The 23,770-nt window shown below is 69.4% G+C and carries 23 protein-coding genes; 12 read left to right on the top strand and 11 right to left on the bottom strand.

Translation table 11 applies throughout. The features are described from left to right. Window positions 1-170: 170 nt before the first annotated feature. Genes ispF through carD form a run of 3 tightly spaced genes read right to left on the bottom strand, consistent with a single transcriptional unit; the run spans window position 171 to window position 1,898 of the window. Complete coding sequence (ispF, locus tag NA3_RS03435) at window positions 171-653, bottom strand: 2-C-methyl-D-erythritol 2,4-cyclodiphosphate synthase (protein WP_030517320.1); 483 nt, start codon at window positions 651-653, stop codon at window positions 171-173. 14 nt (window positions 654-667) lie between these two features. Continuing rightward, window positions 668-1,399, bottom strand: a complete 732-nt coding sequence (gene ispD / locus NA3_RS03430) for a 2-C-methyl-D-erythritol 4-phosphate cytidylyltransferase (RefSeq protein WP_084491006.1) — start codon at window positions 1,397-1,399, stop codon at window positions 668-670. Window positions 1,400-1,409: 10 nt separating this feature from the next. Further along, complete coding sequence (carD, locus tag NA3_RS03425; RefSeq protein WP_019931623.1) at window positions 1,410-1,898, bottom strand: RNA polymerase-binding transcription factor CarD; 489 nt, start codon at window positions 1,896-1,898, stop codon at window positions 1,410-1,412. A 126-nt stretch (window positions 1,899-2,024) separates the two neighbouring features. On the opposite strand from carD, the gene NA3_RS36630 reads away from it, so the two are divergent. From NA3_RS36630 to disA, 4 genes are all read left to right on the top strand, one after another. Beyond that, window positions 2,025-2,174 (top strand): hypothetical protein, encoded by a 150-nt coding sequence (locus NA3_RS36630; protein WP_157126523.1) that lies wholly within the window; start codon window positions 2,025-2,027, stop codon window positions 2,172-2,174. Beyond that, on the top strand, window positions 2,171-2,896 hold the full coding sequence (locus NA3_RS03420) for a copper chaperone PCu(A)C domain-containing protein (RefSeq protein WP_062962109.1): 726 nt from the start codon (window positions 2,171-2,173) through the stop codon (window positions 2,894-2,896). Before NA3_RS36630 ends, NA3_RS03420 begins: the two co-directional genes overlap by 4 nt. 66 nt (window positions 2,897-2,962) lie before the next feature. After that, window positions 2,963-4,366 carry a DNA repair protein RadA gene (gene radA, locus NA3_RS03415; protein ID WP_062962108.1) on the top strand — a complete coding sequence of 468 codons (1,404 nt, stop codon included), beginning with the start codon at window positions 2,963-2,965 and terminating at the stop codon, window positions 4,364-4,366. Next, on the top strand, window positions 4,363-5,616 hold the full coding sequence (gene disA, locus NA3_RS03410; RefSeq protein WP_084491002.1) for a DNA integrity scanning diadenylate cyclase DisA: 1,254 nt from the start codon (window positions 4,363-4,365) through the stop codon (window positions 5,614-5,616). The genes radA and disA overlap by 4 nt, the downstream gene beginning before the upstream one ends. 36 nt (window positions 5,617-5,652) lie before the next feature. On the opposite strand, the gene NA3_RS03405 is transcribed toward disA, so the two are convergent. Next, window positions 5,653-6,306 carry a DUF4232 domain-containing protein gene (locus NA3_RS03405; protein WP_062962107.1) on the bottom strand — a complete coding sequence of 218 codons (654 nt, stop codon included), beginning with the start codon at window positions 6,304-6,306 and terminating at the stop codon, window positions 5,653-5,655. Window positions 6,307-6,454: 148 nt separating this feature from the next. Next, window positions 6,455-7,078 carry a carbonic anhydrase gene (locus NA3_RS03400; RefSeq protein ID WP_039775799.1) on the bottom strand — a complete coding sequence of 208 codons (624 nt, stop codon included), beginning with the start codon at window positions 7,076-7,078 and terminating at the stop codon, window positions 6,455-6,457. Window positions 7,079-7,248: 170 nt separating this feature from the next. On the opposite strand from NA3_RS03400, the gene NA3_RS03395 reads away from it, so the two are divergent. Further along, complete coding sequence (locus NA3_RS03395) at window positions 7,249-8,121, top strand: iron-sulfur binding domain-containing protein (protein ID WP_128145684.1); 873 nt, start codon at window positions 7,249-7,251, stop codon at window positions 8,119-8,121. Window positions 8,122-8,154: 33 nt separating this feature from the next. Here NA3_RS03395 and NA3_RS03390 read toward each other — a convergent pair whose 3' ends face one another. From NA3_RS03390 to kstR, 5 genes are all read right to left on the bottom strand, one after another. After that, window positions 8,155-9,156: a metal ABC transporter permease gene (locus NA3_RS03390; RefSeq protein ID WP_084490999.1), complete on the bottom strand. Its 1,002-nt coding sequence runs from the start codon at window positions 9,154-9,156 to the stop codon at window positions 8,155-8,157. Next, window positions 9,153-10,001 carry a metal ABC transporter ATP-binding protein gene (locus NA3_RS03385; RefSeq protein ID WP_062962188.1) on the bottom strand — a complete coding sequence of 283 codons (849 nt, stop codon included), beginning with the start codon at window positions 9,999-10,001 and terminating at the stop codon, window positions 9,153-9,155. The genes NA3_RS03390 and NA3_RS03385 overlap by 4 nt, the downstream gene beginning before the upstream one ends. 281 nt (window positions 10,002-10,282) lie before the next feature. Further along, window positions 10,283-11,167: a metal ABC transporter solute-binding protein, Zn/Mn family gene (locus NA3_RS03380; protein ID WP_062962105.1), complete on the bottom strand. Its 885-nt coding sequence runs from the start codon at window positions 11,165-11,167 to the stop codon at window positions 10,283-10,285. A gap of 180 nt (window positions 11,168-11,347) precedes the next feature. Beyond that, window positions 11,348-13,924 carry a trehalose-phosphatase gene (gene otsB / locus NA3_RS03375; protein WP_062962104.1) on the bottom strand — a complete coding sequence of 859 codons (2,577 nt, stop codon included), beginning with the start codon at window positions 13,922-13,924 and terminating at the stop codon, window positions 11,348-11,350. A gap of 166 nt (window positions 13,925-14,090) precedes the next feature. After that, complete coding sequence (kstR, locus tag NA3_RS03370; RefSeq protein ID WP_030517308.1) at window positions 14,091-14,747, bottom strand: cholesterol catabolism transcriptional regulator KstR; 657 nt, start codon at window positions 14,745-14,747, stop codon at window positions 14,091-14,093. 150 nt (window positions 14,748-14,897) lie between these two features. Here kstR and NA3_RS03365 point away from each other — a divergent pair, with 150 nt between their 5' ends. From NA3_RS03365 to NA3_RS03340, 6 genes are read left to right on the top strand one after another with little or no spacing between them, the layout of a single operon-like run. Then, window positions 14,898-17,114 carry an acyl-CoA dehydrogenase family protein gene (locus NA3_RS03365; RefSeq protein ID WP_062962103.1) on the top strand — a complete coding sequence of 739 codons (2,217 nt, stop codon included), beginning with the start codon at window positions 14,898-14,900 and terminating at the stop codon, window positions 17,112-17,114. Between the two features lie 51 nt (window positions 17,115-17,165). Further along, the gene (locus tag NA3_RS03360; RefSeq protein ID WP_062962102.1) at window positions 17,166-18,245 is read left to right on the top strand and encodes an acyl-CoA dehydrogenase family protein; all 1,080 of its coding nucleotides are present in this window, start codon (window positions 17,166-17,168) and stop codon (window positions 18,243-18,245) included. Next, on the top strand, window positions 18,230-19,399 hold the full coding sequence (locus tag NA3_RS03355) for an acyl-CoA dehydrogenase family protein (protein ID WP_062962101.1): 1,170 nt from the start codon (window positions 18,230-18,232) through the stop codon (window positions 19,397-19,399). Before NA3_RS03360 ends, NA3_RS03355 begins: the two co-directional genes overlap by 16 nt. Before the next feature lie 22 nt (window positions 19,400-19,421). Then, window positions 19,422-20,369: a bifunctional MaoC family dehydratase N-terminal/OB-fold nucleic acid binding domain-containing protein gene (locus tag NA3_RS03350; protein ID WP_084491060.1), complete on the top strand. Its 948-nt coding sequence runs from the start codon at window positions 19,422-19,424 to the stop codon at window positions 20,367-20,369. Further along, window positions 20,366-20,785, top strand: coding sequence for a MaoC family dehydratase (locus NA3_RS03345; protein ID WP_062962099.1), 420 nt, complete (start codon window positions 20,366-20,368; stop codon window positions 20,783-20,785). The genes NA3_RS03350 and NA3_RS03345 overlap by 4 nt, the downstream gene beginning before the upstream one ends. Beyond that, window positions 20,782-21,957, top strand: coding sequence for a lipid-transfer protein (locus tag NA3_RS03340; protein ID WP_062962098.1), 1,176 nt, complete (start codon window positions 20,782-20,784; stop codon window positions 21,955-21,957). The genes NA3_RS03345 and NA3_RS03340 overlap by 4 nt, the downstream gene beginning before the upstream one ends. A 21-nt stretch (window positions 21,958-21,978) precedes the next feature. Here NA3_RS03340 and NA3_RS03335 read toward each other — a convergent pair whose 3' ends face one another. Then, window positions 21,979-22,632, bottom strand: coding sequence for a TetR/AcrR family transcriptional regulator (locus NA3_RS03335; RefSeq protein WP_084491057.1), 654 nt, complete (start codon window positions 22,630-22,632; stop codon window positions 21,979-21,981). Window positions 22,633-22,719: 87 nt separating this feature from the next. Here NA3_RS03335 and zapE point away from each other — a divergent pair, with 87 nt between their 5' ends. Further along, window positions 22,720-23,769 (top strand): cell division protein ZapE, encoded by a 1,050-nt coding sequence (gene zapE, locus NA3_RS03330; RefSeq protein WP_167354949.1) that lies wholly within the window; start codon window positions 22,720-22,722, stop codon window positions 23,767-23,769. Window position 23,770 lies beyond the last annotated feature (1 nt).

The following is a 23,770-nucleotide window of genomic DNA, read 5'->3' as shown; positions in this document are numbered from 1 at the left end:
TCCTAAGGCTTGTTGAACAACGGTATGGGTGGGCCCCTCCCATGGTCCACGGTCCATCGAATGCGATGACACCGCGGGTCCGGAAAGGATTCGGCGGGGCATGTTTTTCCGGACCGAGTCGCGGCCGAGGTACGGCCGAGAAATACGTCGCGCCGGATCGCCGACTGCGGTTACGCGGTACTACATCGCCCGTCGTGCACGAGTAATGCGGTCGCGACCGCGGCGATTCCCTCCCCGCGGCCGGTGAGTCCCAGACCGTCGGACGTCGTACCGGATACCGAAACCGGCGCGTCGAGTAATTCGCCGAGTATTTTTTGGGCTTCGGCGCGTCGCGGCCCGATCTTGGGGCGATTACCGATGATCTGCACCGCCGCGTTGACGATCCGATATCCGGATTCGCCGAGCAGGCGCCGTACCTCGGTCAGCATGGCGGCGCCGGAGACGCCTTCCCACTCGGGCCGGCCGGTGCCGAAGACCGCGCCGACATCGCCCAGGCAGGCGGCCGACAGCAGCGCGTCGCACAGGGCGTGGGCGGCCACATCGCCGTCGGAATGTCCGGAGCAGCCGTCGTCGCCCTCGAACAGCAGCCCGGCCATCCAGCAGGGCCGGCCGGGTTCGATGGGATGCACATCGCTGCCGATGCCGGTGCGCAGCGCGGTGAGATCGGTCATCCGCTCACCGCCGCCTCGGTCGCCGTGGCCGGCGCGATGTCCGCTACCAGCGCGTTCGCCAGCCGCAAGTCGAGCGGGCCGGTGATTTTGAAGGCCAGTGGGTCGCCCGGGACCACCGAGACGGTCGCACCCATCGCCTCCACGAGGCCGGCATCGTCGGTGGCGGGCAGGTCGAGCGTGTACGCCTCGCGCAGCAGTGCGGCGTCGAAGCCCTGGGGAGTCTGGATCGCCCGCAGCCCCGAACGGTCCGGCGTACCGGTGACGTCGCCGGTCGCGTCGACGGCCTTGATGGTGTCGGCCACCGGAATGCCGGGGACGACGGCGCGGTGACCGGCGTCCAGCGCGTCCACGACCCGCGCGATCAGCGACGGCGGCGTCAGGGCGCGGGCCGCGTCGTGCACGAGGATATGGGTGGCTTCCGGGGCGGCGGCCAGACCGGCGCGGACCGAGTCGGTGCGTTCTACGCCGCCGGCCACCACATCGACCGGTATCGAGCTGGCCGCGTGGGCACGGGCGGCGAGCAGTTCCCGGGCCGCATCGATCATCTCGATGGGCGCCATGATCACGATGCGGTCGACGACCCCGGACGCGATCAGACCGTTTACTGCGTGTACGAGCATGGGACTGCCGCCGACCGGGACGAATGCCTTGGGTGTCGATTCACCCAGGCGAACGCCCCGACCGGCGGCAGGTACCAATGCCACAACGCGGCGGGAGTTGAGCGTCAAGGCGATGCGGTCAGGAGGCCGCGGCGAGAACCTCGTCGAGCAGGGTCTCGGCCTTGACGTCGTCGGTGCCCTCGGCGAGCGCGAGCTCACCGACCAGGATCTGCCGGGCCTTGGCCAGCATCCGCTTCTCGCCGGCGGACAGGCCGCGGTCCTGCTCCCGACGCCACAGGTCGCGGACGACCTCGGCCACCTTGTTCACATCGCCGGAGGCGAGCTTCTCGAGGTTGGCCTTGTACCGCCGAGACCAGTTCGTCGGCTCCTCCGTGTGCGGAGCGCGTAGCACCTGGAAGACTCGGTCGAGACCTTCCTGGCCGACGACGTCGCGGACGCCGACGTACTCCGCGTTCTCTGCGGGAACCCGAACGGTGAGATCGCCTTGGGCGACCTTCAGGACCAGATACTCTTTCTGAACACCCTTGATGGTGCGAGTCTCGATTGCTTCGATCAGCGCCGCTCCGTGGTGGGGGTAAACGACGGTGTCTCCGACCTTAAAAATCATGTGTCCCGTGCCCCTTTCGATGTTCACAGTTTAACATGCGACTCGATAACGCCGCGATCAACGGCGCAGGTCAGGGGCCACAACAGGCCGACCTTGGGGCTTGACAGATCGCGAAGCGTGTGCATCTTGTTGCGCCAGAAGGGGATACGCGGCTCGCGGGTCGCCGCGGAACATTACACCGGACCGGTCCACACCGACCACCCTGCCAACTACTACGCTGCCTACTACTACTCTCCATCGTGGAGTGAGCCGGTCGACATGGAGGACAACCCGTGACTGCCCTGAAAGCCACCACAGCGTCGAATGTGACCAAGGTGTCGCGGCGCGCAATCGCTGTTGCCGCGCTGGCCACCGGTGCGGCGCTGGCGTTGTCCGGATGCGGTGCCGGCCAGATCTCGCAGACCGCGAGCCAGGTGCCCGCCGTCAACGGCAACGCGGCCACCGTCGGCAACGTCGCGCTGCGTGACGTGCGCATCCTGCTGCCGCAGTCGGAGGAATACACCAACGCCAAGGGTGGCAAGTCCGTCGTCGCGTTCAGCGCGATCAACGAGGGCTCGTCCAAGACCGACCAGCTGGTCAGCATCACCACCGACCTCGGCCAGGTGAAGATCACCCCGGCCACGCCGGAACTGGTCCCGGGCCAGACCGTCGTCGCCGCCGGTCCGGAAGCGGCCAAGGCGGCCCAGGCGGGCGAGAACTCCACGCCGACCTCCGCCCCCGCGCAGCCCACCAGCTCGGCCGCGACCCCCACGCCGGAGCACAGCGCCTCGCCGCGCCAGGAGGGCGCCGGTTCGCCCGACCAGCCGGCCGAACCGAACGCGCATCCGATCCTGGTCGAGATCACCGGACTGACCAAGGACATCGTGCCGGGCCTGACCTACGGCGTGACCTTCAACTTCAAGAACGCCGGCACCGTGCAGGTGCAGGTGCCCGTCGACGCCGGCCCGAACACCCCGCGGCACGAGGGCGCGTCGGTCGCCGAGCACGGCGGCCACTGAGCCGCGCCTGGGCGCACCTCGCCCTGCACGCCGGCCCATGTCGGCCCCTCTCTCTAGGCTGCGCACGTGGCCAAGGTGAAATCGCTGTACCGCTGCTCGGCATGCGGGAACGAGGTTGCCAAATGGGTGGGGCGCTGCCCGGGGTGCAACGAGTGGGGGACCGTCGACGAGGTGGTGGCATCCGGCGCCGGTGCGGGAGCGCATGCCGCCGGGCGCCGGGCACTGCTGCCCTCGACGGCCGCGGCGCCCATCTCGACCATCGACTCGAAGGTCACCCGCGCCCGGCCCACCGGTGTCGCGGAATTGGATCGCGTTCTCGGCGGCGGGGTGGTGCCCGGATCGGTGGTGCTGCTCTCGGGTGAGCCGGGCGTGGGCAAGTCGACGCTGCTGCTCGAGGTCGCCCACCGCTGGGCTCGCGAGCGCGAAGAGCGCGCGCTCTACGTCACCGCCGAGGAATCCGCCGGGCAGGTCCGGCTGCGCGCCGACCGGACCGGGGCGGTGCACGAAAGGGTCTATCTCGCAGCGGAATCCGATCTCGCCACGATTCTCGGCCACGTCGATCAGGTCCGGCCGACGCTGCTGGTGGTCGATTCGGTGCAGACCATGCTGGCCGCCGACGCGGACGGGGTGATCGGCGGCGTGACCCAGGTGCGCGCGGTGACCGCGGCCCTGACCTCCCTGGCCAAGGCGAGCGGTATCGCGGTGTTGCTGGTCGGCCACGTCACCAAGGACGGCAATGTCGCCGGGCCGCGCACCCTGGAACACCTGGTGGATGTGGTGTTGCAGTTCGAGGGCGACAAGCATTCCACCCTGCGTATGGTGCGTGGCATCAAGAACCGCTTCGGCAGTGCCGACGAGGTGGGCTGTTTCGAACTGCACGACGACGGCATCGCCGGGGTGAGCGATCCGTCCGGACTGTTCCTGCATCACCGCGCCGATCAGGTTCCGGGAACCGCCATCACGGTCGCGATGGACGGTAAGCGGCCGCTGCTGGGCGAGGTACAGGGACTGACGGTGTCCACCCAGGTGCCCGCGCCGCGACGCGCGGTGAGCGGGCTGGACTACAACCGCGTCTCGATGGTGCTCGCGGTGCTGCAGAGCCGCTGCGGCGTGTATCTCGGCAAGCACGACGTCTACGCCGCCACGGTGGGTGGGATGCGGCTGACCGAACCCGCCGCCGATCTGGCCGTCGCGGTCGCGATCACCGGCGCCGAACGCGATATCCCACTGCGCGCGGGCATGGTGGTGCTGGGCGAGGTCGGCCTCGCCGGTGAGGTCCGGCGTGTCACGGGGGTCGGGCGCAGATTGCGCGAGGCCGAGCGGCTAGGTTTCACGGAGGCGTTGGTACCGCCCGGGACCGACCTGTCCGGCATCGGAATGAAGGTGCACGAGGTCGCGAGTGTTCGTGCGGCACTTGCCTCGAGTGGTTTGTCGAAGCGACGACGCGAGCGTGTGGAGGCTGTGGAATGATCCCGGGCCGTTGGGTGACGCACCTGCTCGGCCGTCCCGCGCCGCGCCGCAGGTTCGTGACTCCAGCGGACGTACCGGCGGCGGATGCGGTGGCTCCGGTGGACGGGGTACCGGCGGCGGACGCGGTGGCTCCGGTGGATGGAGTTCCGACGGAAGCGATCGAGGCCGACGGTGACCCCGGTCTGAGTACCACCATCGCCCGGCTGGTGCCGGGCACCGAACTGCGCGACGGTATCGACCGCATCCTGCGCGCCCGCACCGGCGGGCTGATCGTGCTCGGTTACGACGAGGAACTGGAGCGAATCTGCGACGGCGGATTCGAACTCGACGTCGAATTCTCGCCGACCCGGCTGCGTGAGCTGTCGAAAATGGATGGCGCCGTGGTGCTCTCGACCGACGGCGCGCGTATCCGCCGCGCCAACGTCCACCTGGTTCCCGACCCGGGGCTGCCGACCACCGAATCCGGGACCAGGCACAAGGCGGCCGAGCGCACCGCCGCGCAAACCGGTTATCCGGTGGTGTCGGTGAGCCGCTCGACGGGCATCGTCACGGTCTATCTCAACGGGCACCGGCATCCGATCCAGACCTCGGAGACCATCCTCTCGCGAGCCAATCAGGCGATGGCGACGCTGGAGCGCTACCGCTCGCGCCTGGACGAGACCACCCGGCAGCTGTCGGTGGTGGAGTTGAACGACTGCGCCACCCTGCGCGATGTGCTGGCGGTGGTGCACTGCCTGGAACTGGTCCGCCGGGTCGCTCGCGAAATCAGTTCCGACGTGGCCGAACTCGGGGTCGACGGCCGGCAGCTGGCGCTGCAACTGGCCGAAGTCGTCGGCAACACCGAGGCCCTGCGCCGCCTGCTGGTCCGTGACTACATCCGCACCGAACCGGTCGACGACGCGATGGTCGACCGCACCCTGGCAGCGCTCGACGGCCTGCTCGAGGTGGATCTGCTCGAGCTCACCAATCTCGCTCCGCCCCTGGGTTTTCCGGCGACGTTCGAGGCCCTCGACACCGCCGTGGGCCCGCGCGGATACCGGGTGCTGGCCGAGATTCCGCGGGTGCCGCTGCGCCGCGCCGAACCCGTGATCGCCGCATTCGGCTCGCTGTCCGGACTGGTGTCGGCGAGCGCCTCGGATATCGAGGGCGTCGACGGCATCGACGCGCATCTGGCCCGGCAGATCCGCGAGGGCCTGTCCCGGCTGTCGGAATCCGGTGCTGTGCGATCGGCGGAGTCCGGCACGGCCTGAACCGGTGCGGGCGCTCCCGGTTCCGAGCCCGCCGAGTCAGGCGATGTTGAACGTCTCCGGCGTGCTGCGCACGGAACCGAACTGCGCCACCACCGCGTATCCGCCGGCCGGTACCGAAACGCGATCACCCGCACAACCCGGCTGCGACGTGGTGCCCGACCAGGTGAGCGTGAAGGCCGCCTGCTGGCCGCCGTTGAGCGTGCGCGGATCGGCCGGGCCGCCCTGATCGCAGTCGGTGTTCGTCCACAGCTTGCGCTGGCCGTCCAGCGACTGCACCCACACCTGCTGCAGGCCCGAACCCATATCCCGGCTACAGGCCGCGGTGGAGATGTTGGTGACCACGATGGTGAACACCGGCTGATCACCGGCCTTGTAGGTCGGCTGGCCGGCGGTCACCTTCACCGCCAGCGACTGATCCGGACAGGGGGCGGGGACGCCGCCGGCCGTGGAATTGACGGTGCCCGAGGCCGGAACCTTCGAACCGCTGGGATCGGCGGTGGTGGATCCAGCCGCCTTCGCGGAGGTGGAGGTCGCCGCCGCGGCCTTGGGGGCCTTGTCGTCTCCGCCGCCGCGCAGCAACATCAGCGCCAGCCAGATGACCAGAGCGAGCGCGACGATCAGCGCGCCGATGGCGAGCAGGCGTCGACGCCAGTAGATCTCCGGCGGCAGCGGTCCATTCGGTTCCAGCACGGCAACAACGGTAAGGGCACGATCGTGCCGTTCCGCTCAGGTACGCGGCGTGTCGGCGCCGAAATGGCGGTGACGCCGGGTACATTTTCGCGCCGCCTTCCGCGACGGCGCCGTCACCCGGCGATCACCGTGTGAGAACCGTTGTGGTTCAGACCGTTTCGCCGATATCGCCGATCACCTTGTGCAGCAGCGCGCGGCCGTCGGCAAGCTTGTAGTTCACACAGGCGATGGCGCACTGCCCGCTCGCGACCCGATCGGACACGATCTTCGAGCGATCGGTGAGCAAGCGCGCGGTCTCCTGCACGTGGCGGGCCTCGAGTTCGTCGACCTCGGCGAGTCCGTCGCGGCGGCCGGTGAGGATGGACGGCGTCACGCGCTCGACCACGCTGCGGATGAATCCGCCGGGCACGTTGCCGTCGTCGAGCGCGTCGATGGTCGCGCGGACCGCGCCGCAACTGTCGTGCCCGAGGACCACGATCAGCGGCACGTTGAGGATTTCGACGCCGTATTCGATCGAGCCCAGCACCGACTCGTCGACGACGTGGCCGGCGGTGCGGACGACGAACATATCGCCGAGGCCCTGGTCGAAGATGATCTCGGCGGCGACCCGGGAGTCGCCGCACCCGAACAGAATGGCCCGGGGCTGCTGGCCGCCGACGAGTTTGGCGCGGTCGGCGGCGCCCTGGCTGGGGTGCTGCAGTGTGCCGTTGACGAACCTGTCGTTACCCTCGCGGAGAGACTTCCAGGCACTGATCGGGTTGGTATGAGGCATGCGTCCCATTTTCCACAGCTTGCGGGCTACCGGCGAGTCCGATTGGCTACACGTGGGCAAATTTCGGATCACCGGCGGGCGGGCACGGCGGTGATGTCGTGAGCGCGAAGGCGGCGGCCGGCACCACGCGCGACCCGGTCGCGGAGACCACGCGCGACGCGGTCGCGGGCGTGGACAGCGACGTTCTGATCGACTGGTACGAGCAGTCCGCCCGGGACCTGCCCTGGCGGCGGCCCGGAGTGAGCGCCTGGCAGATCCTGATGAGCGAGATCATGCTGCAGCAGACGCCCGTGGTCCGGGTGGAGCCGATCTGGCGGGAATGGGTGCGGCGCTGGCCGGTGCCCTCGGCCATGGCGGCCGCCGCACCCGGCGAGGTGCTGCGCGCGTGGGGCAAACTCGGCTATCCGCGGCGGGCCCTGCGATTGCACGAATGCGCCCGGGTGCTCGCCGCCGAATACGGCGACGTGGTGCCCGACGATGTCGAGGTGCTGCTCACCCTGCCCGGTATCGGGGCCTACACCGCCCGGGCGGTGGCCTGTTTCGCCTACGGGCAGCGAGTTCCGGTGGTGGACACCAATGTTCGCCGTGTGGTTGCCCGAGCGGTGCACGGCCGCGCCGAGGCCGGCAATCCGCGCACCCGCGATCTGGCCGAGACCGAGGCGCTGCTGCCGGTCCGGACCGACCGGGCGGCGGTCTTCTCCGCGGCGCTGATGGAACTGGGAGCCACCGTCTGCACCGCGCGCAATCCCGACTGCGATCGCTGCCCGCTGCCGCGCTGCACCTGGGTCACATCGGGACGTCCGGCCTCGGATGTGGTGCGCCGCACCCAGAAGTACGACGGCACGGATCGCCAGGCGCGCGGCCGCCTCCTCGATGTGCTGCGCGGGGCCACCGGACCGGTCGAACGCGTGGCTCTCGACCTGGCCTGGACTCGCGATCCGGGCCAGCGCGACCGGGCGCTGGATTCCCTGCTCGTCGACGGCTTGATCGAGCAGACCAGCGACGGGTTGTTCGCGCTGGCCGGTGAGAGCGGCGCGAACTGAGCACGCGGGCGGAATCCGCCCGCCCACTGGATCTCACCCGCGAATCGGCAGCTGCACGTCCTCCGCTCGGCCGCGCAGCGAATCCGGATCGTTCGAGGCGTCGATCTGCGGAGCCGGATCCGGCGCACCGGCCATCTCGGACGCGGCGGTGGCCGGCGTCCGCAGTGTCGTGCGACGGCGGGCGTGCAGGATCGGGCGGCCGATGAACCGGCAGGCCAGGTAGATCACGAACGAGATGGTCGTGATGAAGGTCGAGACCGGCACGCCGGGCGCCAGGGACAGCAGAATTCCGCCCACCGCGGCGATTTCGGCGAACAGCACCGACAACACCGTCGCCCGCAGCGGGCTCGCGGTGAGCTGGGCGGCGGCCGCGGCGGGGGTGATCAGCAGCGACAGCACCAGTAGAGCGCCGACGATCTGCACGCCGAAGGCGGCGGTCACGCCGAGCAGCACCGCGAACACCACCGAGAGCACGCGCACCGGAACCCCGCGCGCCACCGCGACTTCCGGATCGGTGCTGGCGAAAAGCAAAGGGCGATAGACGAACGCGAGCACCGCCAGCACGCCGACGGTGCAGAGCGCGAGCGAGGTGAGACCGGTGCCACCGACGCTGACCACCTGTCCGGTGAGCAGGGAGAACTTCGATCCGGCGCGACTCGGCCCCAGCCAGAGGAACAGCACCGACAGGCCGAGCCCGAACGACATCACCACCGCGATCACCGAATCACGTTCGCGGGCCTTGGAACCCAATAGCCCGAACATGACCGCAGCGATCACCGAACCAGCGATCGCCCCGGCGCCCACGCCGATGCCGACCAGCAGCGCGGCCGCGGCACCGGTCAGCGACAGTTCGCTGGTGCCGTGGACGGCGAACGACATCTGGCGGTTCACGATGAGCGGGCCGATCACCCCGGCGAGCAATCCCAGCAGGGCGGCCGCGAGCACCGCCTGCTGAACGAAGTCGTAGGACAGCAGATCGGCGGTGGTGTGCAGATCCAGCATCTTGGTGAAGACGTCGGAGAGTTTCTCGTTCATTCGCCGGCTCCCTCGGTGTGGTGGGTGCCCAGTGCGTCGATTTCGTCACCGGTGCCGACGACCACCAGCCGGCCGCGGACCCGCAGCACGTCGACCTCGGTGCCGTAGAGCTCCGACAGCACCTCCGACGTCATCACCTCGTCCGGGGTGCCGATCCGGAACTTGCCCTCCACGAGATACAGCACCCGATCCACCAGCGGCAGAATCGGATTGATCTCGTGCGTCACGAACAGCACCGCGGTGTCGTGGGTGCGGCGGCGGCGATCGATGAGCTCGGACACCAGACGTTGATTGGCCAGATCGAGGCTCAGCAGCGGTTCGTCGCACAGCAGCACGCGCGGATCACCGGCCAGCGCCTGCGCCACCCGCAGCCGCTGCTGTTCCCCGCCCGACAGCGATTCCAGCGGCGCGTTCGCGAAATGCTGCGCACCGACCTGCGCGAGGGCGTCGGCGACCCGGCGCCGGCGTTCGCCCCGGCCGCGCCAGCCCAGGCCCCAGCGATGTCCGTCCACACCCAGCCCGACCAGATCGACGCCGCGCAGTTGCACGCCGGCATCGATCGTCTTCTGTTGCGGCACATAGCCGATACGCGGATTGCCCAGCCGGGCGGGCCCCCCGCTCACCTCGACCGTCCCCGCGCTCGGCGCGAGCTGTCCCAGCAGCATCCGCAGCAGCGAGGTCTTACCGGATCCGTTGGGTCCCAGCACCGCGACGAATTCGCCGGGCGCGACATCGAGATCGAGGCCCTGCCAGAGCGTGCGCGGCCCGAACGTCAGACTCGCACCCCGGAGGGAGACCGCGGGGGCGGCGATGCGCGCGGGCCCCGCCGCCCCGGCCGTGGGCATCGCCGTGTCCGGGGCCGAGGTCGTCGTGACGGTCGCCGCACCGTCGGTCTCCTCGCAGAACGCGCACTGCGCATCGTCGAAACGGGTAGAGCCGGGGCGGGCCGCACTGTTCGCAGCCGCGGACGTGACGTGGCCGGCGTCTCGCGACGAGCCGTCGGCGGTCGACCGGGACCGGTGCTCGTCGTCCGCCTGGGGGCGGCCGTCACCCGCTGATGGTTCGGCTCCGCCGCCGGTGTGCTGCGGCGCCTCGATTCGGGTGCGTCCGGCCATCACGACCTCCCTCAGCCGAGCGCGGCGGCCAGCGCCGTCGCGTTGTCGGTCTGCCACTTCACGAAATCGGTGTTCGCCGGGAGGGTTTCGGTGACCTCGAGGATCGGCACACCCGCGGACTTCGCCGTCGCGGCGACATCCTTCGTGGTCTTGTCCTCGGTCTGGATGTTGTAGACCAGTGCGCGAACCTGCTTGCCGGTCAACAGGTCTCGCACCGTCGCCAGATCGGCCGGGGACGGATCGGTGCCCTGTTCGACCGCCTCCTCGAAGGCGTGCGGGGTGCGGTCGTCGGTGTCGGCGGCCAGCAGCAGATAGTGCGCGAGCGGTTCGGTCTGCAGCACGGGCGTCTTCGGGTGGGCGGCGGCGGCTTTCGCGGTGATCGCGGAGATGCCGGCCAGCTGGGCGCGGAATCCGGTGGCGCGATCGGTGAAGGCCTGCTTGTGCTCGGGGTCGATGCGGCCGAGTTCGTCGGCGATCCGGCCGGCCACGGCGTCGACGGTCTTCATGTCGTACCAGACGTGTTCGTTCTCGTCGCTCGGCGCCGAGCGCAGGTCGAAGGCGGAGATGCTGGGCTTGCCGCGCCCCGCGGCCGCCTTCTCGGCGAACTCGTCGTAGTGGCCGCCGTTGTAGACGACCAGCGCGGCATCGCGGATCGCGGCGGCGTCGGCGGGGCTGGTCTCGTAGGAGTGCGGGTCCATGGCCGGGTTGTCGATGATCGACTTCACCTCGACGTCCGGACCCCCGACCGCCGCCGCGACGCTGCCCCAGACGTCGGTGGAGGCGACGATTGTCGGCTTCCCCGACTCCGAGGACGATCCCGAGCAGGCGGCCAGCGTGACCGCGGTGGTGATCCCCAGCGTGACGACAGCAATACGAGTGGCGAAACTTCTGATCACGCGGGTACTCCTGCACACGAGCTCTTAACGGAAACGATTTCCATTTAAATGTAGCGTATGTGGCGGGCCCGGGCCCCATCGATCGGACCGGCCGGGATGTGAACCGCACCACGAACAGGGCCCGCGACCGCTCGATCCGAGCGACCGCGGGCCCTGGGACGGGAATCCGGCGAGCTGCGGCTACTGCACCATGGCGGCCGCGACCGGCTGGCTCAGCAGCTGAGCGCAGCGCAACAAACCGAGATGGCTGTAGGCCTGCGGATGGTTGCCCAGGGAGCGTTCGGCGACCGGGTCGTACTCCTCGCTGAGCAGTCCGGTCGGGCCGGCGACATCCACCAGCTGGGCGAACAGCGCCTCGGCGTCCTCGCGCTTGCCGATCAGCAGGTAGGCCTCCACCAGCCAGGCGGCACACAGGTGGAAGCCGCCCTCGCCGCCGGGCAGGCCGTCGTCGTGGTGATAGCGGTAGACCGTCGAACCGCTGCGCAATTCGGCCTCGGTCGCGACGACCGTGGCCGCGAAGCGCGGATCCGAGGGATCGATCAGTCCGCTGAGGCCGATGTGCAGGGTCGCGGCGTCCAGATCGGTGCCGTCGTAGGCGGCCGTGTAGGACTGCACCTGCTCGTTCCAGCCCTTGGCCTTGACCTCGTCGGCGATGGTCTCGCGCAGTTCGACCCACACCGGGTCGATGCCGCGGTCGAAGCGCTCGGCCAGCTTCAGCGCCCGGTCGACGGTCAGCCAGCCCATCACCTTCGAATACACGTGGTGACGGGGGTTGCCGCGGATCTCCCAGATGCCGTGGTCCGGTTCGCGCCAGCGCCGCTGCACCGCCGAGACCATGGCCTGGACCAGTTCCCAGTCGCGGTCCGGCAGCGCCTTGGCCGGGTCGAGAATGCCCTTGCCCTCCCGGGCCTCGGCCAGGGCCGCGATCAGATCCACGATCGGACCGAAAACATCCAGCTGGACCTGCATATTCGCCGCGTTGCCCACGCGGACCGGCCGCGAGCCCGCGTATCCGGGCAGCTGATCGAGCACCGCCTCCGGGGGCAGTGTCTCGCCGTAGAGCGTGTACAGCGGGTGCAGGCGTTCCGGTCCGGCCAGCGTCTCGAGCACGCGGTGGGTCCAGGCCAGGAAATCCTCGGCCTCCGACAGCGAGCCCAGGGTGACCAGCGCGTGCGCGGTGAGCGAGGCGTCGCGCAGCCAGCAGTAGCGGTAGTCCCAGTTGCGGACGCCGCCGATGTCCTCGGGCAGCGAGGTGGTGGCCGCGGCCAGAATCGACCCCGACGGAGCGTGCACCAGCCCGCGCAGGGTCAGCGCCGAACGCTTCATCAGATCGGGCTTCAGCGGCGGCAGTTTCAGATCCGCGGCCCAGTCGCGCCAGTACCGCTCGGCCTCGTTGCGCCGGTCCGCCTCGCTGACCATCGCCGGTGCGAGATCGGATGTGCCGCAGCGCATTTCGAGTACGATCGGCCCCTGCGAGGGGTCGACCACCGCGCGGGCGACGTGGTGGATGCCCTCTTCGGAGATCTCCCACTGCACGCCGGGAGAGCGCAGCACGATCGGATCGTTGGTGCCGTGCACGCGCAGGCCGGCCGGCTCGCGGACCAGCGTTACCGGTACCTGCCCGAACTCCGGGCGGGGCGCGAAGGTGACCACCGCACGCGCGTCACCGGTGATGACGCGGGTCAGATCGGTGCGCTCCAGCGCGACGTCGTGCGGCAGATAGTCGACGATTTTCAAACTGGACCAACGGGTTTCGACGGTCATGGTGCCGTCGACGTAGCGCTGGGACAGCGGCAGGCTCTGGCGCTCGGGGGCGATGGTGAAATGCCCGGCCGCCGGGCCGCCCAGCAGATGGGCGAAGACCGCCGCCGAATCCGGTTCGGGATGGCAGAACCAGCTGACGGTCCCGTCCGGGGTGAGCAGCGCCTTGGAGCGCGGCGAGGCCAGCATGGTCAGCCGCTCGATGCGCGGCGCCGACGCACCCGCCAGCCAGGTGCGGCGCTCCTCGAGCAGGAACGCCAGAGCCTTGGCGACCTCCTCGGTACTGGGCACCCGGTACTCGGCGAGGCTGTCGCCGTCGCCCACCTTGATGCCGATATCCGGACCCGACAGCCGCGCGAAGGCCTTCTCGTCGGTGACGTCGTCACCGAAGAAGACCGCGGCCGAGGCGCCCTCCTGATGGCGGATGATGTCGAGAGCCGCGCCCTTGTCGGTCTGGATGACGGCCAGTTCGATGACCGCCTTGCCCTCGGTGACCTGGATGCCGACCCAGCTCGCCGGGCCCTGCCGGGCCTGCTGCAGCGCGCGGCGGCCCACCTCGGGAGTGGCGTTGCGCACATGCAGCGCGATACTGGCCGGCTTGGCCTCGACGGTGACGCCGGGATTGTCGTCGGCGATGGCCGCCAGGGCGTGGCGCACCTCGGTCAGCAACTGCTTGGCGTCGTTGTCGATGGCGTGCACGAAGCCGACATCGAACTCCGAGCCGTGGCTTCCGATCAACTGCACCTCGACGGGAAGCCGGGAAAGCGCCGCGAGATCTCGCAGCGCGCGGCCGGAGATGACGGCCGCGGTCGTGGTCGTCAGGCCGGCGAGCGCACGCAATGCGCTGACCGATTCCCGATGGGGGTAGGCCTTTGCCGGATCGGAGACTATGGGCGCGATTGTCCCGTCGTAGTCCGAAGCGACCAATAGCCGCGGCACGCGGGCTACGGCCGACAAGGCACGGCGAAGTTCGTGTGGCAGATCCTGTGCGCTCACGCATCCAACCTAGTGATCGGAGGAGATTTTTCAGGGCGCGAGAAACTTTACTGGGTCAGGTTTGCCCGCGTGTTGGCGCAGTGATACGTGCTGTTTACACGAGCTCGCCAGGCAGGTTTCGAACGCCGGACCTACATTGTCCGGCAATCCGCTCCCCGCCGCGCGCTCAGGACTTTTCGCCCAGCAACAGATCGACGGTCAGGTCGAGGCGCTCGGCCACATCGGTCGCCGAGGCGCGCCGGGTGAGCCACGCCACCAGATTCGACAACCACACGTCGCTGATCACGCGGGCGATGGCCAGATCCCGCTCGGTGGGCTCGCCCTCGTTCACCGCCCGCGCGAAGAAGCGGTCCATCACCTTGCCGACCCGGTCGACCTCGGCGGCCGCGGAGGCGTCGGCGAACATGAACGCTCGCGTCATCGCCTCGGTGAGCAGCGGATCGCGCTGCATGGCGCGGGTGACCTGGGTCAGCATCACGTGCATGCGTTCCTGCGGGGTCTGCCCGGCCAGCGGCTTGCGTTTGCTGTCGAACTGCTCGAACTCCCGGGCCAGCGCCGAGACCAGCAGATGCACCTTCGAGGGGAAATACCGATACAGCGTGCCGACCGCGACATCGGCGCGTTCGGCGACCGCGCGCATCTGCACCGCGTCGTAACCGCCCTTGGAGGCGAGCGCGAGGGTGGCGTCGAGAATCCGTTTGCGCCGCTCGCGCTGGGCCGCCGAACTCAGCTCGTCCTCGCTGAGGGTGCTGACCGTCGCGCGATTGCGGGCTCCGTTCTGCGCACCCGAGTCGGCTGCCTGCTCTCGGGAGGGACTGGCCATTCGTGAAAGTCCTTTCCTGCACGCACGTCGGTTCCGGTGGCCGACGAGCGTAGTTCAGCGGCGGCGACGGACGCCCCTTGACTTACGCCCGACCGTCACATTAGAACATGTTCTAGGTGTGGGAGTCACGCCGGAAAGGCGGTATGGAGTGTGACCATCGCCACCACTGACGAGCATAAAGCCGTCCAGGAGTCGATGCGCGGATGGGCCGCAGCGGTGCACCCGATTGCAACAATGCGCAGTGGCGCGCCCGGGTACTGGCGTGAATACTGGCCGGGCCTGGTGGGCCTCGGCGTCTTCCGCGTCGCGGTTCCCGAGGAGGCCGGCGGCGCGGGCGGCTGCGTGAGCGATCTGGCCGTGCTGATCGAGCAGGCGGCGCATGATCTCGTGGGCGGACCGGTGACGGCTACCGCGCTGGCCGGCCTCGTTGCCGGCGACACCCTCGACGAGGATACGCCCTGCGGTATCGCCTTGGGCGAGCCTGTTGTGCTGTCGCACAACGCAACCGACGCCCTGGAGGTGACCGGCACCTGGGAGACCGTGCTCGGCGCCGACGAGCGGACCGCCCTGTTGCTGCCGGTACGCTCCGGCGACCGCGAGCTGTGGTGCCTGCTGCCGGCGGGCACATCGGGTGTGACGGTCGAGCCGCTCGCACCTCTGGACCCGAGCACCCCGCTGGCCCGCGTGTCATGTGCGGGCGTCGCGGTGTCCGCCGACCACATCTTCGAACCGCCCTACGCGGTGGGCGATCTCGTGGCCGCGCTGATCGCGGCCGAGGCCGCGGGAATCGCGGGCTGGTGCCTGGAGACGGCGGTCGACTACGCCAAGGTCCGGGAGCAGTTCGGACGCAAGATCGGCGAATTCCAGGCGATCAAGCACATCTGCGCCTGGATGCTGTGCCGCACCGAACAGACTCGCGCCGTGGCGGCGGACGCCGCGGCAGCGGCAGATCTGGCGACCGCCGCGGCAGCGGCAGATCCGGCGACCGCCGCGGCTCCTGCCGACTCCGCTGACGGTGGCCGGGAATTGCGATTGGCCGCCGCTGTCGCGATGACGATCGCGTTGGACGCCGCGGTGGAGAACGCCAAGGACTGTATTCAGGTGCTGGGCGGTATCGGCTTCACCTGGGAGCACGACGCGCACCTGTATCTGCGGCGCGCGACCGCGCTGCGGGCGCTGCTGGGCGGGTCGGCGCACTGGCGGGCCGAGGTGGCGAAACTGACACATGCCGGCGTGCGGCGCACCGTGTCGGTCGACCTCGGCGACGCCGACGGCGGATCGGCGTGGGAGGCAGCGGGTCTGGACCCGGCCGAGGGGACCGTGCTGGCCGCCGACCTGGCCCGTATCGCCGCGCTGCCCGCCGGTGAGCAGCGGACCGCACTGGCCGAGGCCGGACTCCTGGCCTGCCACTGGCCGGCTCCCTACGGCCGCGATGCCGACCCGATCCAGCGGAGTCTCATCGAGGACCAGATCCGCAAGGCCGGAATCGTCCTGCCGGATCTGGCGATCGCCAATTGGGCGATTCCGACCCTGCTGCAGTGGGGTACGCCCGAGCAGATCGAGCGCTACGCGCTGCCGACGCTGACCGGTGAGGTCATCTGGTGCCAGCTGTTCTCGGAGCCGGGCGCGGGCTCGGATCTGGCGGCGCTGCGCACCGTCGCCGAACGGGTCGAGGGTGGCTGGAAGCTGCGCGGCCAGAAGGTCTGGACCTCGCTGGCCGACCGTGCCACCTGGGGAATCTGCTTGGCACGCACCGATTCCGCCGCGCCGAAGCACAAGGGCATCAGCTACTTCCTGGTCGACATGAAGAGTGCTGGAATCGAGATCCGGCCACTGGTCGAGATCACCGGGGAGGCGCGCTTCAACGAGGTCTTCCTCGACGACGTGTTCGTCCCCGACGACTGCCTGGTGGGAGAGCTCGGCAACGGCTGGCGGATCGCCCGTTCCACGCTCTCGGCGGAACGAGTGGCCATGGGCGGCAAGGGCATCGGCGACGAGCTCGAAGCGCTGATCAAGGCCGCTCCCACCGCCGGCCCGGGTGCGGAGGTGGTCGCCGATCGCCTCGGCGCACTGATCGCCGAATCGGTCGCCGGCACATTGCTGGAGGCGCGTGCGGCCGCGAAATTGCTGTCCGGCGGGGATCCCGCGGCGGAGAGCAGCGTCCGCAAACTGGTCGGCGTCCGGCACCGGCAGGCGGTGGCCGAATTCGCGGCCGAGCTGGCCGGCACGGCCGGTGCGCTGGATACCGATGTGGTGAAGGAATTCCTGCTCACTCGCTGTCTGTCGATCGCCGGCGGCACCGAACAGATCCTGCTGACCGTCGCCGGTGAGCGGATTCTCGGGCTGCCGCGCGAATCGAAGGGCTGATATCGCAGGGCCGGGCAGCAGAGCAGCCCATATCCGACAGGGAGCAAAGAATTGGACTTCACCAGAGACGAGAGTCAGGACGCGGTCGCCGAAGTCGTCGTGAGCCTGCTCGAACACGAGAGCGCGCGTGATCTCGCGTTGTGGCCCGCGCTGGTCGACAGCGGGCTGCTGGCGCTGCCGCTGCCGGAACAGCACGGCGGCGACGGGATGGGACTTCTCGAGGTCTCGACCCTGCTGACCGAACTCGCGACCGACGCGGTGGCGGTGCCGGCGCTGTCGACCCTCGGGTTCGGCGTACTGCCGCTGGTCGGCCATGTCGGAGACAACTTGGCGGCCAAGGTTTTTCCCGCCGTGGCCGAGGGCGCGATCCTGACCGCGGCACTGCACGAACCGGGCGCCCTCTTCGTTGCCGAACCACAGACGAAGGCGGTGGCCGACGGCGATTCGGTGCGGATCACGGGCCGCAAGATCGCGGTGCCGTACGCGGAACAGGCACAGTGGATCCTGGTGCCGACCGATCGCGGTATCGCGGTCGTCGACGGTGATGCGCACGGCATCGCCCGAATCGAGAGCCCGAGTTCCACCGGCGCGCCGGAATTCTCGGTCTCCTTCGAGGACACGGTGATTCCGGCGGCACAACTGCTGGACATTCCGCTCGAGGATCTGCACCGCATCGCGCTGGCCACCCTCGGCGCGGTCGCCGACGGCCTGCTCAGAGGTGTGCTGGCGCTGACCTCGGAACACCTGCGGACCCGGCAGCAGTTCGGTCGCCCGCTGGCCGAATTCCAGGCCGTCGCACAGGAAATCGCGGACGTGTACGTGGTCTCACGCACCCTGCAGGTGGCCGCGACATCCGCGAACTGGTCGCTGGCGCAAACCTTCGGCGGCGAGAACTACAGTGGTGACAAGCACCTGGAACGTGTCGACGACGATCTGGACGTGCTGGCGTTCTGTGTGGCCTCCGAGCTGCCGGCGGCCATGCAGCGGTGCCATCACCTGCACGGCGGCATCGGCGTCGATGTGACTCACCCGCTGCACCGCTACTACTCACAAGCCAAGGACATCGCCCGCTGGCTCGGCGGTGCGTCGTTCCGGCTGGACCGGTTGGGAGCCAGATGTACATCGATCTGACCGCTGAACAGCACAAGCTGCGCGACGAATTACGCGCCTACTTCGCCGATCTCGTCACTCCCGAGGAGGAGGCCGAGATGGCGGTGAACCGCCACGGCGACGCCTACCGCGCGGTGGTCAGGCGGATGGGCCGCGACGGCCGGCTGGGCGTGGGCTGGCCGAAGGAGTACGGCGGCCAGGGCTTCGGCCCGCTGGAACAGCAGATTTTCTACAACGAGGCGGTCCGCGCCGATGTGCCGGTGCCGCTGGTGACGCTGCTGACCGTCGGCCCGGCGCTGCAGTCGTTCGGTACCGAGGAGCAGAAGCGTAAGTTCCTGCCCGGAATCCTCACCGGCGACATTCATTTCGCCATCGGATATTCCGAGCCGGACGCCGGTACCGACCTGGCCGCGCTGCGGACCTCGGCGGTGCGCGACGCGAACGGTGACTGGATCGTCAACGGGCAGAAGGTGTTCACCACCGGCGCACACGAGGCCGATTTCGTCTGGCTGGCGGTGCGCACGGGTTCGGTCGAGTCCCGTCACAAGGGCATCTCGATCCTGATCGTGGACACCACCGATCCCGGCTACTCGTGGACGCCGATCATCACCGCCGATGGCGCGCACCACACCAACGCCACCTACTTCGACAATGTCCGCGTGCCGGCGGACATGCTGGTCGGGGAGGAGAACGGCGGCTGGAAGCTCATCACCACGCAGCTCAACCACGAGCGGGTCAGCCTGGGCCCGTCCGGCAAGATCGAGCAGCTCTACGAGCGGGTGCGCGATTGGTCGCAGCGCCAGGGCGTGCTGGGGGAGGCCGACGTGCGGCGCGCACTGGGCCGCCTGCATGCCATGGTGCGGGTCAACGAGCTGCTGAACTGGCAGGTCGCCTCGAATATGGAGCGCCCGGATGCCGATCAGCGGGATGTGATCGCCGATGCCTCGGCGACCAAGGTGTACTCCACCGAGGCACTGCAGGAGGCGGGCCGGCTGGCGGAGGAGATCGTGGGGCGCTTCGGCGACCTGGCCGATCCGGCCACCGCGGAACTGCTGACCTGGCTGGACAAACGCACCAAGCAGAACCTGGTCGTGACCTTCGGCGGCGGCGTCAACGAGGTCATGCGCGAACTGATCGCGCAGATGGGCCTGCGCCTGCCCCGCGTACCGAGATAGGAGTTTTCGCGTGTCGGAAACCATGACGGCGGAAGAGATCCTCGCCGCCGGCGAGAAGATCCAGCAGCTGGGCGAGTCCGCTCCGCGCCTCGGCCGCGACCCGGTGAACCAGCCGATGATCAACAACTGGGTCGAGGCGCTCGGCGACGCCAACCCGATCTACGTCGACGACGAGGCCGCCCGCGCCGCCGGGCATCCGGGCATCGTCGCGCCGCCGGCCATGGCGCAGGTGTGGACCATGCCCGGCCTGCACGGATCCCGCCCCGCCGACGATCCGATGAACGCGGTCAACGATCTGCTCGACGCCGCCGGTTACACCTCGGTGGTGGCGACCAACTGCGAGCAGACCTACCACCGCTACCTGCGTCTCGGCGAGCGTCCGGTGGCGCGGACCAGACTGCGAGAACTGGTGGGGCCCAAACGCACCGGCCTCGGCGAGGGCTGGTTCGCCACCTACCTGCTGACCTGGTACGTCGACGACGAGCCCGTCACCGAGATGCTGTTCCGGATGCTGAAATTCGCACCCGGCACCGCGAAGCCCGCCGCCGAACCCGGCGAGGTGCCGGCGGAGGATCTGGCGAAGCGGGTGCGGCCCACCGTGTCGAAGGACACCGAATTCTTCTGGGCCGGAACCAAACTCGGCGAGCTGCGGATTCAGCGGCGGCCGGACGGGTCGCTGCAGCATCCGCCGGTTCCGGCGCTGTGGAAGGACCACACCGAACAGTCCGACTACGTGGTGGCCTCCGGCCGCGGCACCGTCTTCAGTTTCGTGGTGCACCACGCGCCGAAGGTGCCCGGCCGGCAGGTGCCGTACGTCGTCGCCCTGGTCGAACTCGAGGAGGGCGTGCGCATGCTCGGTGAGCTGCGCGGCATCGACCCCGCCGAGGTCGAGGTGGGCCTGCCCGTCGAAGTGGGCTTCCAGCAGCTCGACGACGACAACACCGTGCCCTACTGGAAGGCCGTGCGATGACCTCCACGATCCAGCCGACCGCCGTGCAGGTCGGAACCACCCTGCCCCAGTTGGTGATTCACGCGGACCCGACCTTCGTGGTCTCCACCGCGCTGGCCACCCGCGACTTCCAGGACGTGCACCACGACCGCGACAAGGCCGTCGAGCGCGGGTCCAAGGACATCTTCGTCAACATTCTCACCGACACCGGTCTGGTGCAGCGATTCGTCACCGATTGGGCGGGGCCCGGGGCCGTGGTGAAATCCATCGCCCTGCGCCTGGGTGTGCCGCTGTACGCGGGCGACACCCTGACGCTCAGCGGAACCGTGGCGGCCGTGGACGGCACGGACATCACCATCGACGTGGTCGGCAAGGACAGCCTCGGCGACCACATCACGGCGAAAGCCGTTATCTCCCTGCAGGAGGCACGCCAGTGACGGGTCTGAGCCGCCGCGCCGCCATCGTCGGCATCGGCGCCACCGATTTCTCCAAGGACTCCGGCCGCAGCGAGCTGCGCCTGGCGGCCGAGGCCGTCACCGCCGCGCTCGCCGACGCCGGGCTCACGCCCGCCGATGTGGACGGCCTGACGACCTTCACCATGGATACCAACACCCAGGCCGCGGTCGCGCGGGCCACCGGTATCCCGAGCCTGAAGTTCTTCAGCAACATCCCGTTCGGCGGCGGCGCGGCGGCGGCGACCGTGCAACAGGCCGCCATGGCGGTGGCGACCGGAGTCGCGGATGTCGTGGTGGCCTACCGCGCGTTCAACGAGCGGTCCGGAAATCGCTTCGGGCAGTTCGCGACCCATCTGGCGACCGGCAATCCCAGCTCCTCGGGTGTGGACAACGCGTTCTCCTACACGCACGGCCTGGGCACGCCGGCCGCGCAGGTCGCCATGGTGGCCCGGCGCTATATGCACGTATACGGCGCGAGCAGTGCGGATTTCGGCCGGGTGGCGGTCGCCGACCGCAAGCACGCCGCGGTGAATCCGGCGGCCCACTTCTACGGCAAGCCGATCACACTGGACGACCACCAGGCCTCGCGCTGGATCGCCGAACCGCTGCATCTGCTGGATTGCTGCCAGGAGACCGACGGCGGGGTGGCCATCGTGGTCACCAGCGCCGAGCGTGCCCGGGACCTGCCGAACAAGCCCGCGCTGATCGCCGGTGCGGCCCAGGGGTCGGGTGCGGACCAGTACGTGATGACCAGCTACTACCGCGATGCCCTGACCGGCCTGCCGGAAATGGGCCTGGTGGGCGACCAGCTGTGGGCGCAGAGCGAATTGCGGCCCGGCGATATGCAGGCGGCCATCCTCTACGACCACTTCACCCCGTTCGTGCTGATGCAGCTCGAGGAGCTGGGCTTCTGCGGTCGCGGCGAGGGTAAGGATTTCGTGGCCGACGGCGCGATCGAAATCGGCGGCCGGCTGCCGCTCAACACCCACGGCGGCCAGCTGGGCGAGGCCTACATCCACGGGATGAACGGCATCGCCGAGGGTGTGCGCCAGATTCGCGGCAGCTCGGTGAATCAGGTCGAGGGCCTGGAGAACATCGTCGTCACCGCCGGCACCGGCGTGCCGACCTCCGGGTTGGTGCTGACCGCGGCCTGACGTAGGGGCACACGCCGTCGCCTATCCGATCGCGGCGCGCAGTTGTGCGCGTAACGGCCGGGCCAACTGCTCGGCGCTCTCCCGGGTCCCGGCGGCCAATTCCTTTCGCGCACCGGCGAATCGGTCGAATACCAAGCCCTCGATGACGGCGATGTAATCGGCTGCGGCCGTATCGGGATCGGCGGCGCCGAGCGAGCGGAAGAGTTCGCGAGCGTGCCGATGGGAGAACAGGCTCGCGACCAGGCGGGAGTGCAGGTCGGGGTCGCCGAGCAGGTCGGTGATCAGCATGTGGCGGGCGATCAGATGGTTACGGCGTTGCGCCAGGAGGTCGTCCAGCCATGTGGCGACCGCGGCGGCGATATCGTCCGCGCCGGTGACGGGTAGGCCCCCGGCGCGGAAATCGGTGCGCGACCGCTCGGTGATCGCGTCCACGATCGCCTCGACGAGTGCGCGCTTGGTACGGAAGTAGTACGAGGTCGAACCCGACGGCAGGCCGGCCTCGGTATCGAGCGCCCGATGAGTCAGCGCGCGCAGCCCCTCGCGAGCGATCAGGTCGATCGCCGTGCCGACGATGAGTCCGCGCCGGTCCGTTGCGCGCCCATCACCCGCCGGGCGACGCACATTCGTCCCCGGGTGCGTCGCACCGGGTCGTCCGGCCGGAGGTGGTGTGGACATCGTCACCTTCTCTCGTCTCGCGCCCGATCATCCTCTACAAGTGTAGAGGTGCTCTACAGGTGTAGAGCACTCAGGAGGGTGGAGGCCGTGGACGGACTGGTTCTCGATGACGATCAGCGCGCTGCCGCGGCGGCACTGGCTACGGTGGCCGGGCGATTGAGCCGGCGCCGGTGGGCTTTTCCGCGCGGCTTCGGTTCGCATGCCCTGCCGGCGCGCTCGCGGCCCGGTCCGCCCGGGGTCTACCTGCACGGTCGTCCCGGCCGCGGCAAGACGATGCTCATGGACGAGTTCTACGAGCGAGTGGATTCGAAACGCAAGGCCCGCTTCCACTTTCACGAGTTCTTCGCCCGGCTCCACCTCGCGATCGCCGAATCCGGCGCACTACCGCCCGCGCTGGACACACTGCTCGGCGACACCGAACTGATCTGCTTCGACGAATTCCACGTCCACGACGTCGGCGACGCCATGCTGATCACCCGCCTGCTCGAGGCCCTGTTGGCGCGCCGCATCGTGCTGGTGGCGACCTCGAACTACCCGCCCGAGGCGTTGCTGCCCAACCCGCTGACGCACGCGAAATTCGAACCGGCCATTGCCCTGCTGCGTGCCCACCTGGCCGTGGTCGCGGTCGACGGGCCGCAGGACTACCGCGCTCGAGCTTTCCGGGACCACGCCCGGACCGGATTCGCGAGCGGGCGCTACGTGCACGGACACCGGCCCGGCGCCGACCGGCCGGCCGAGGTGCCGATCGCCCATCGCCTGCTGCGAGCGCGGACCGCGGCGGCGGGTCTGCTGGTGGTCGACTTCGGGGAAATCTGCGGGAAGCCCTTGTCGGCCATCGACTTCTTGGCCCTCACCCACACCTACCGGCGCTGGGTCGTGTGCGCGGTGCCGCCGCTGCGGCGGGTTCCGGTCGATGCGGTCACGCGCTTCGTCAACCTCGTCGACGTACTCTACGACGCCGATCTGGCGCTCACCCTCTACGCCGGGGCTCCGCTGCCGGAACTGGTCCGCGACGTTGCCGCCGCCCCGGATCTGGAGCGCACCGCGAGCCGGCTGGGCCGGTTGCCCGGCGCTCGCCCACCGGGCGTCGCCGAGCCGGGCGGGTCGGCGGAGAGCGTGGCGGTCGAGCCCTCGTGAA

The organism is Nocardia africana NBRC 100379 (genome assembly GCF_001612635.1).
GTDB lineage: Bacteria > Actinomycetota > Actinomycetes > Mycobacteriales > Mycobacteriaceae > Nocardia > Nocardia africana.
This window is presented reverse-complemented; position numbering and strand designations above follow the sequence as displayed.

Bases quoted from the DNA above. Each gene is read 5' to 3' on its own strand.
- carD (WP_019931623.1), bottom strand. From the start codon at position 1,898: ATGATTTTTAAGGTCGGAGACACCGTCGTTTACCCCCACCACGGAGCG.
- disA (WP_084491002.1), top strand. From the start codon at position 4,363: ATGATCCCGGGCCGTTGGGTGACGCACCTGCTCGGCCGTCCCGCGCCG.
- NA3_RS03400 (WP_039775799.1), bottom strand. From the start codon at position 7,078: ATGCCTCATACCAACCCGATCAGTGCCTGGAAGTCTCTCCGCGAGGGT.
- NA3_RS03390 (WP_084490999.1), bottom strand. From the start codon at position 9,156: ATGAACGAGAAACTCTCCGACGTCTTCACCAAGATGCTGGATCTGCAC.
- NA3_RS03385 (WP_062962188.1), bottom strand. From the start codon at position 10,001: ATGCCCACGGCCGGGGCGGCGGGGCCCGCGCGCATCGCCGCCCCCGCG.
- kstR (WP_030517308.1), bottom strand. From the start codon at position 14,747: ATGGCCAGTCCCTCCCGAGAGCAGGCAGCCGACTCGGGTGCGCAGAAC.
- NA3_RS03355 (WP_062962101.1), top strand. From the start codon at position 18,230: ATGTACATCGATCTGACCGCTGAACAGCACAAGCTGCGCGACGAATTA.
- NA3_RS03350 (WP_084491060.1), top strand. From the start codon at position 19,422: ATGACGGCGGAAGAGATCCTCGCCGCCGGCGAGAAGATCCAGCAGCTG.
- NA3_RS03345 (WP_062962099.1), top strand. From the start codon at position 20,366: ATGACCTCCACGATCCAGCCGACCGCCGTGCAGGTCGGAACCACCCTG.
- NA3_RS03335 (WP_084491057.1), bottom strand. From the start codon at position 22,632: ATGTCCACACCACCTCCGGCCGGACGACCCGGTGCGACGCACCCGGGG.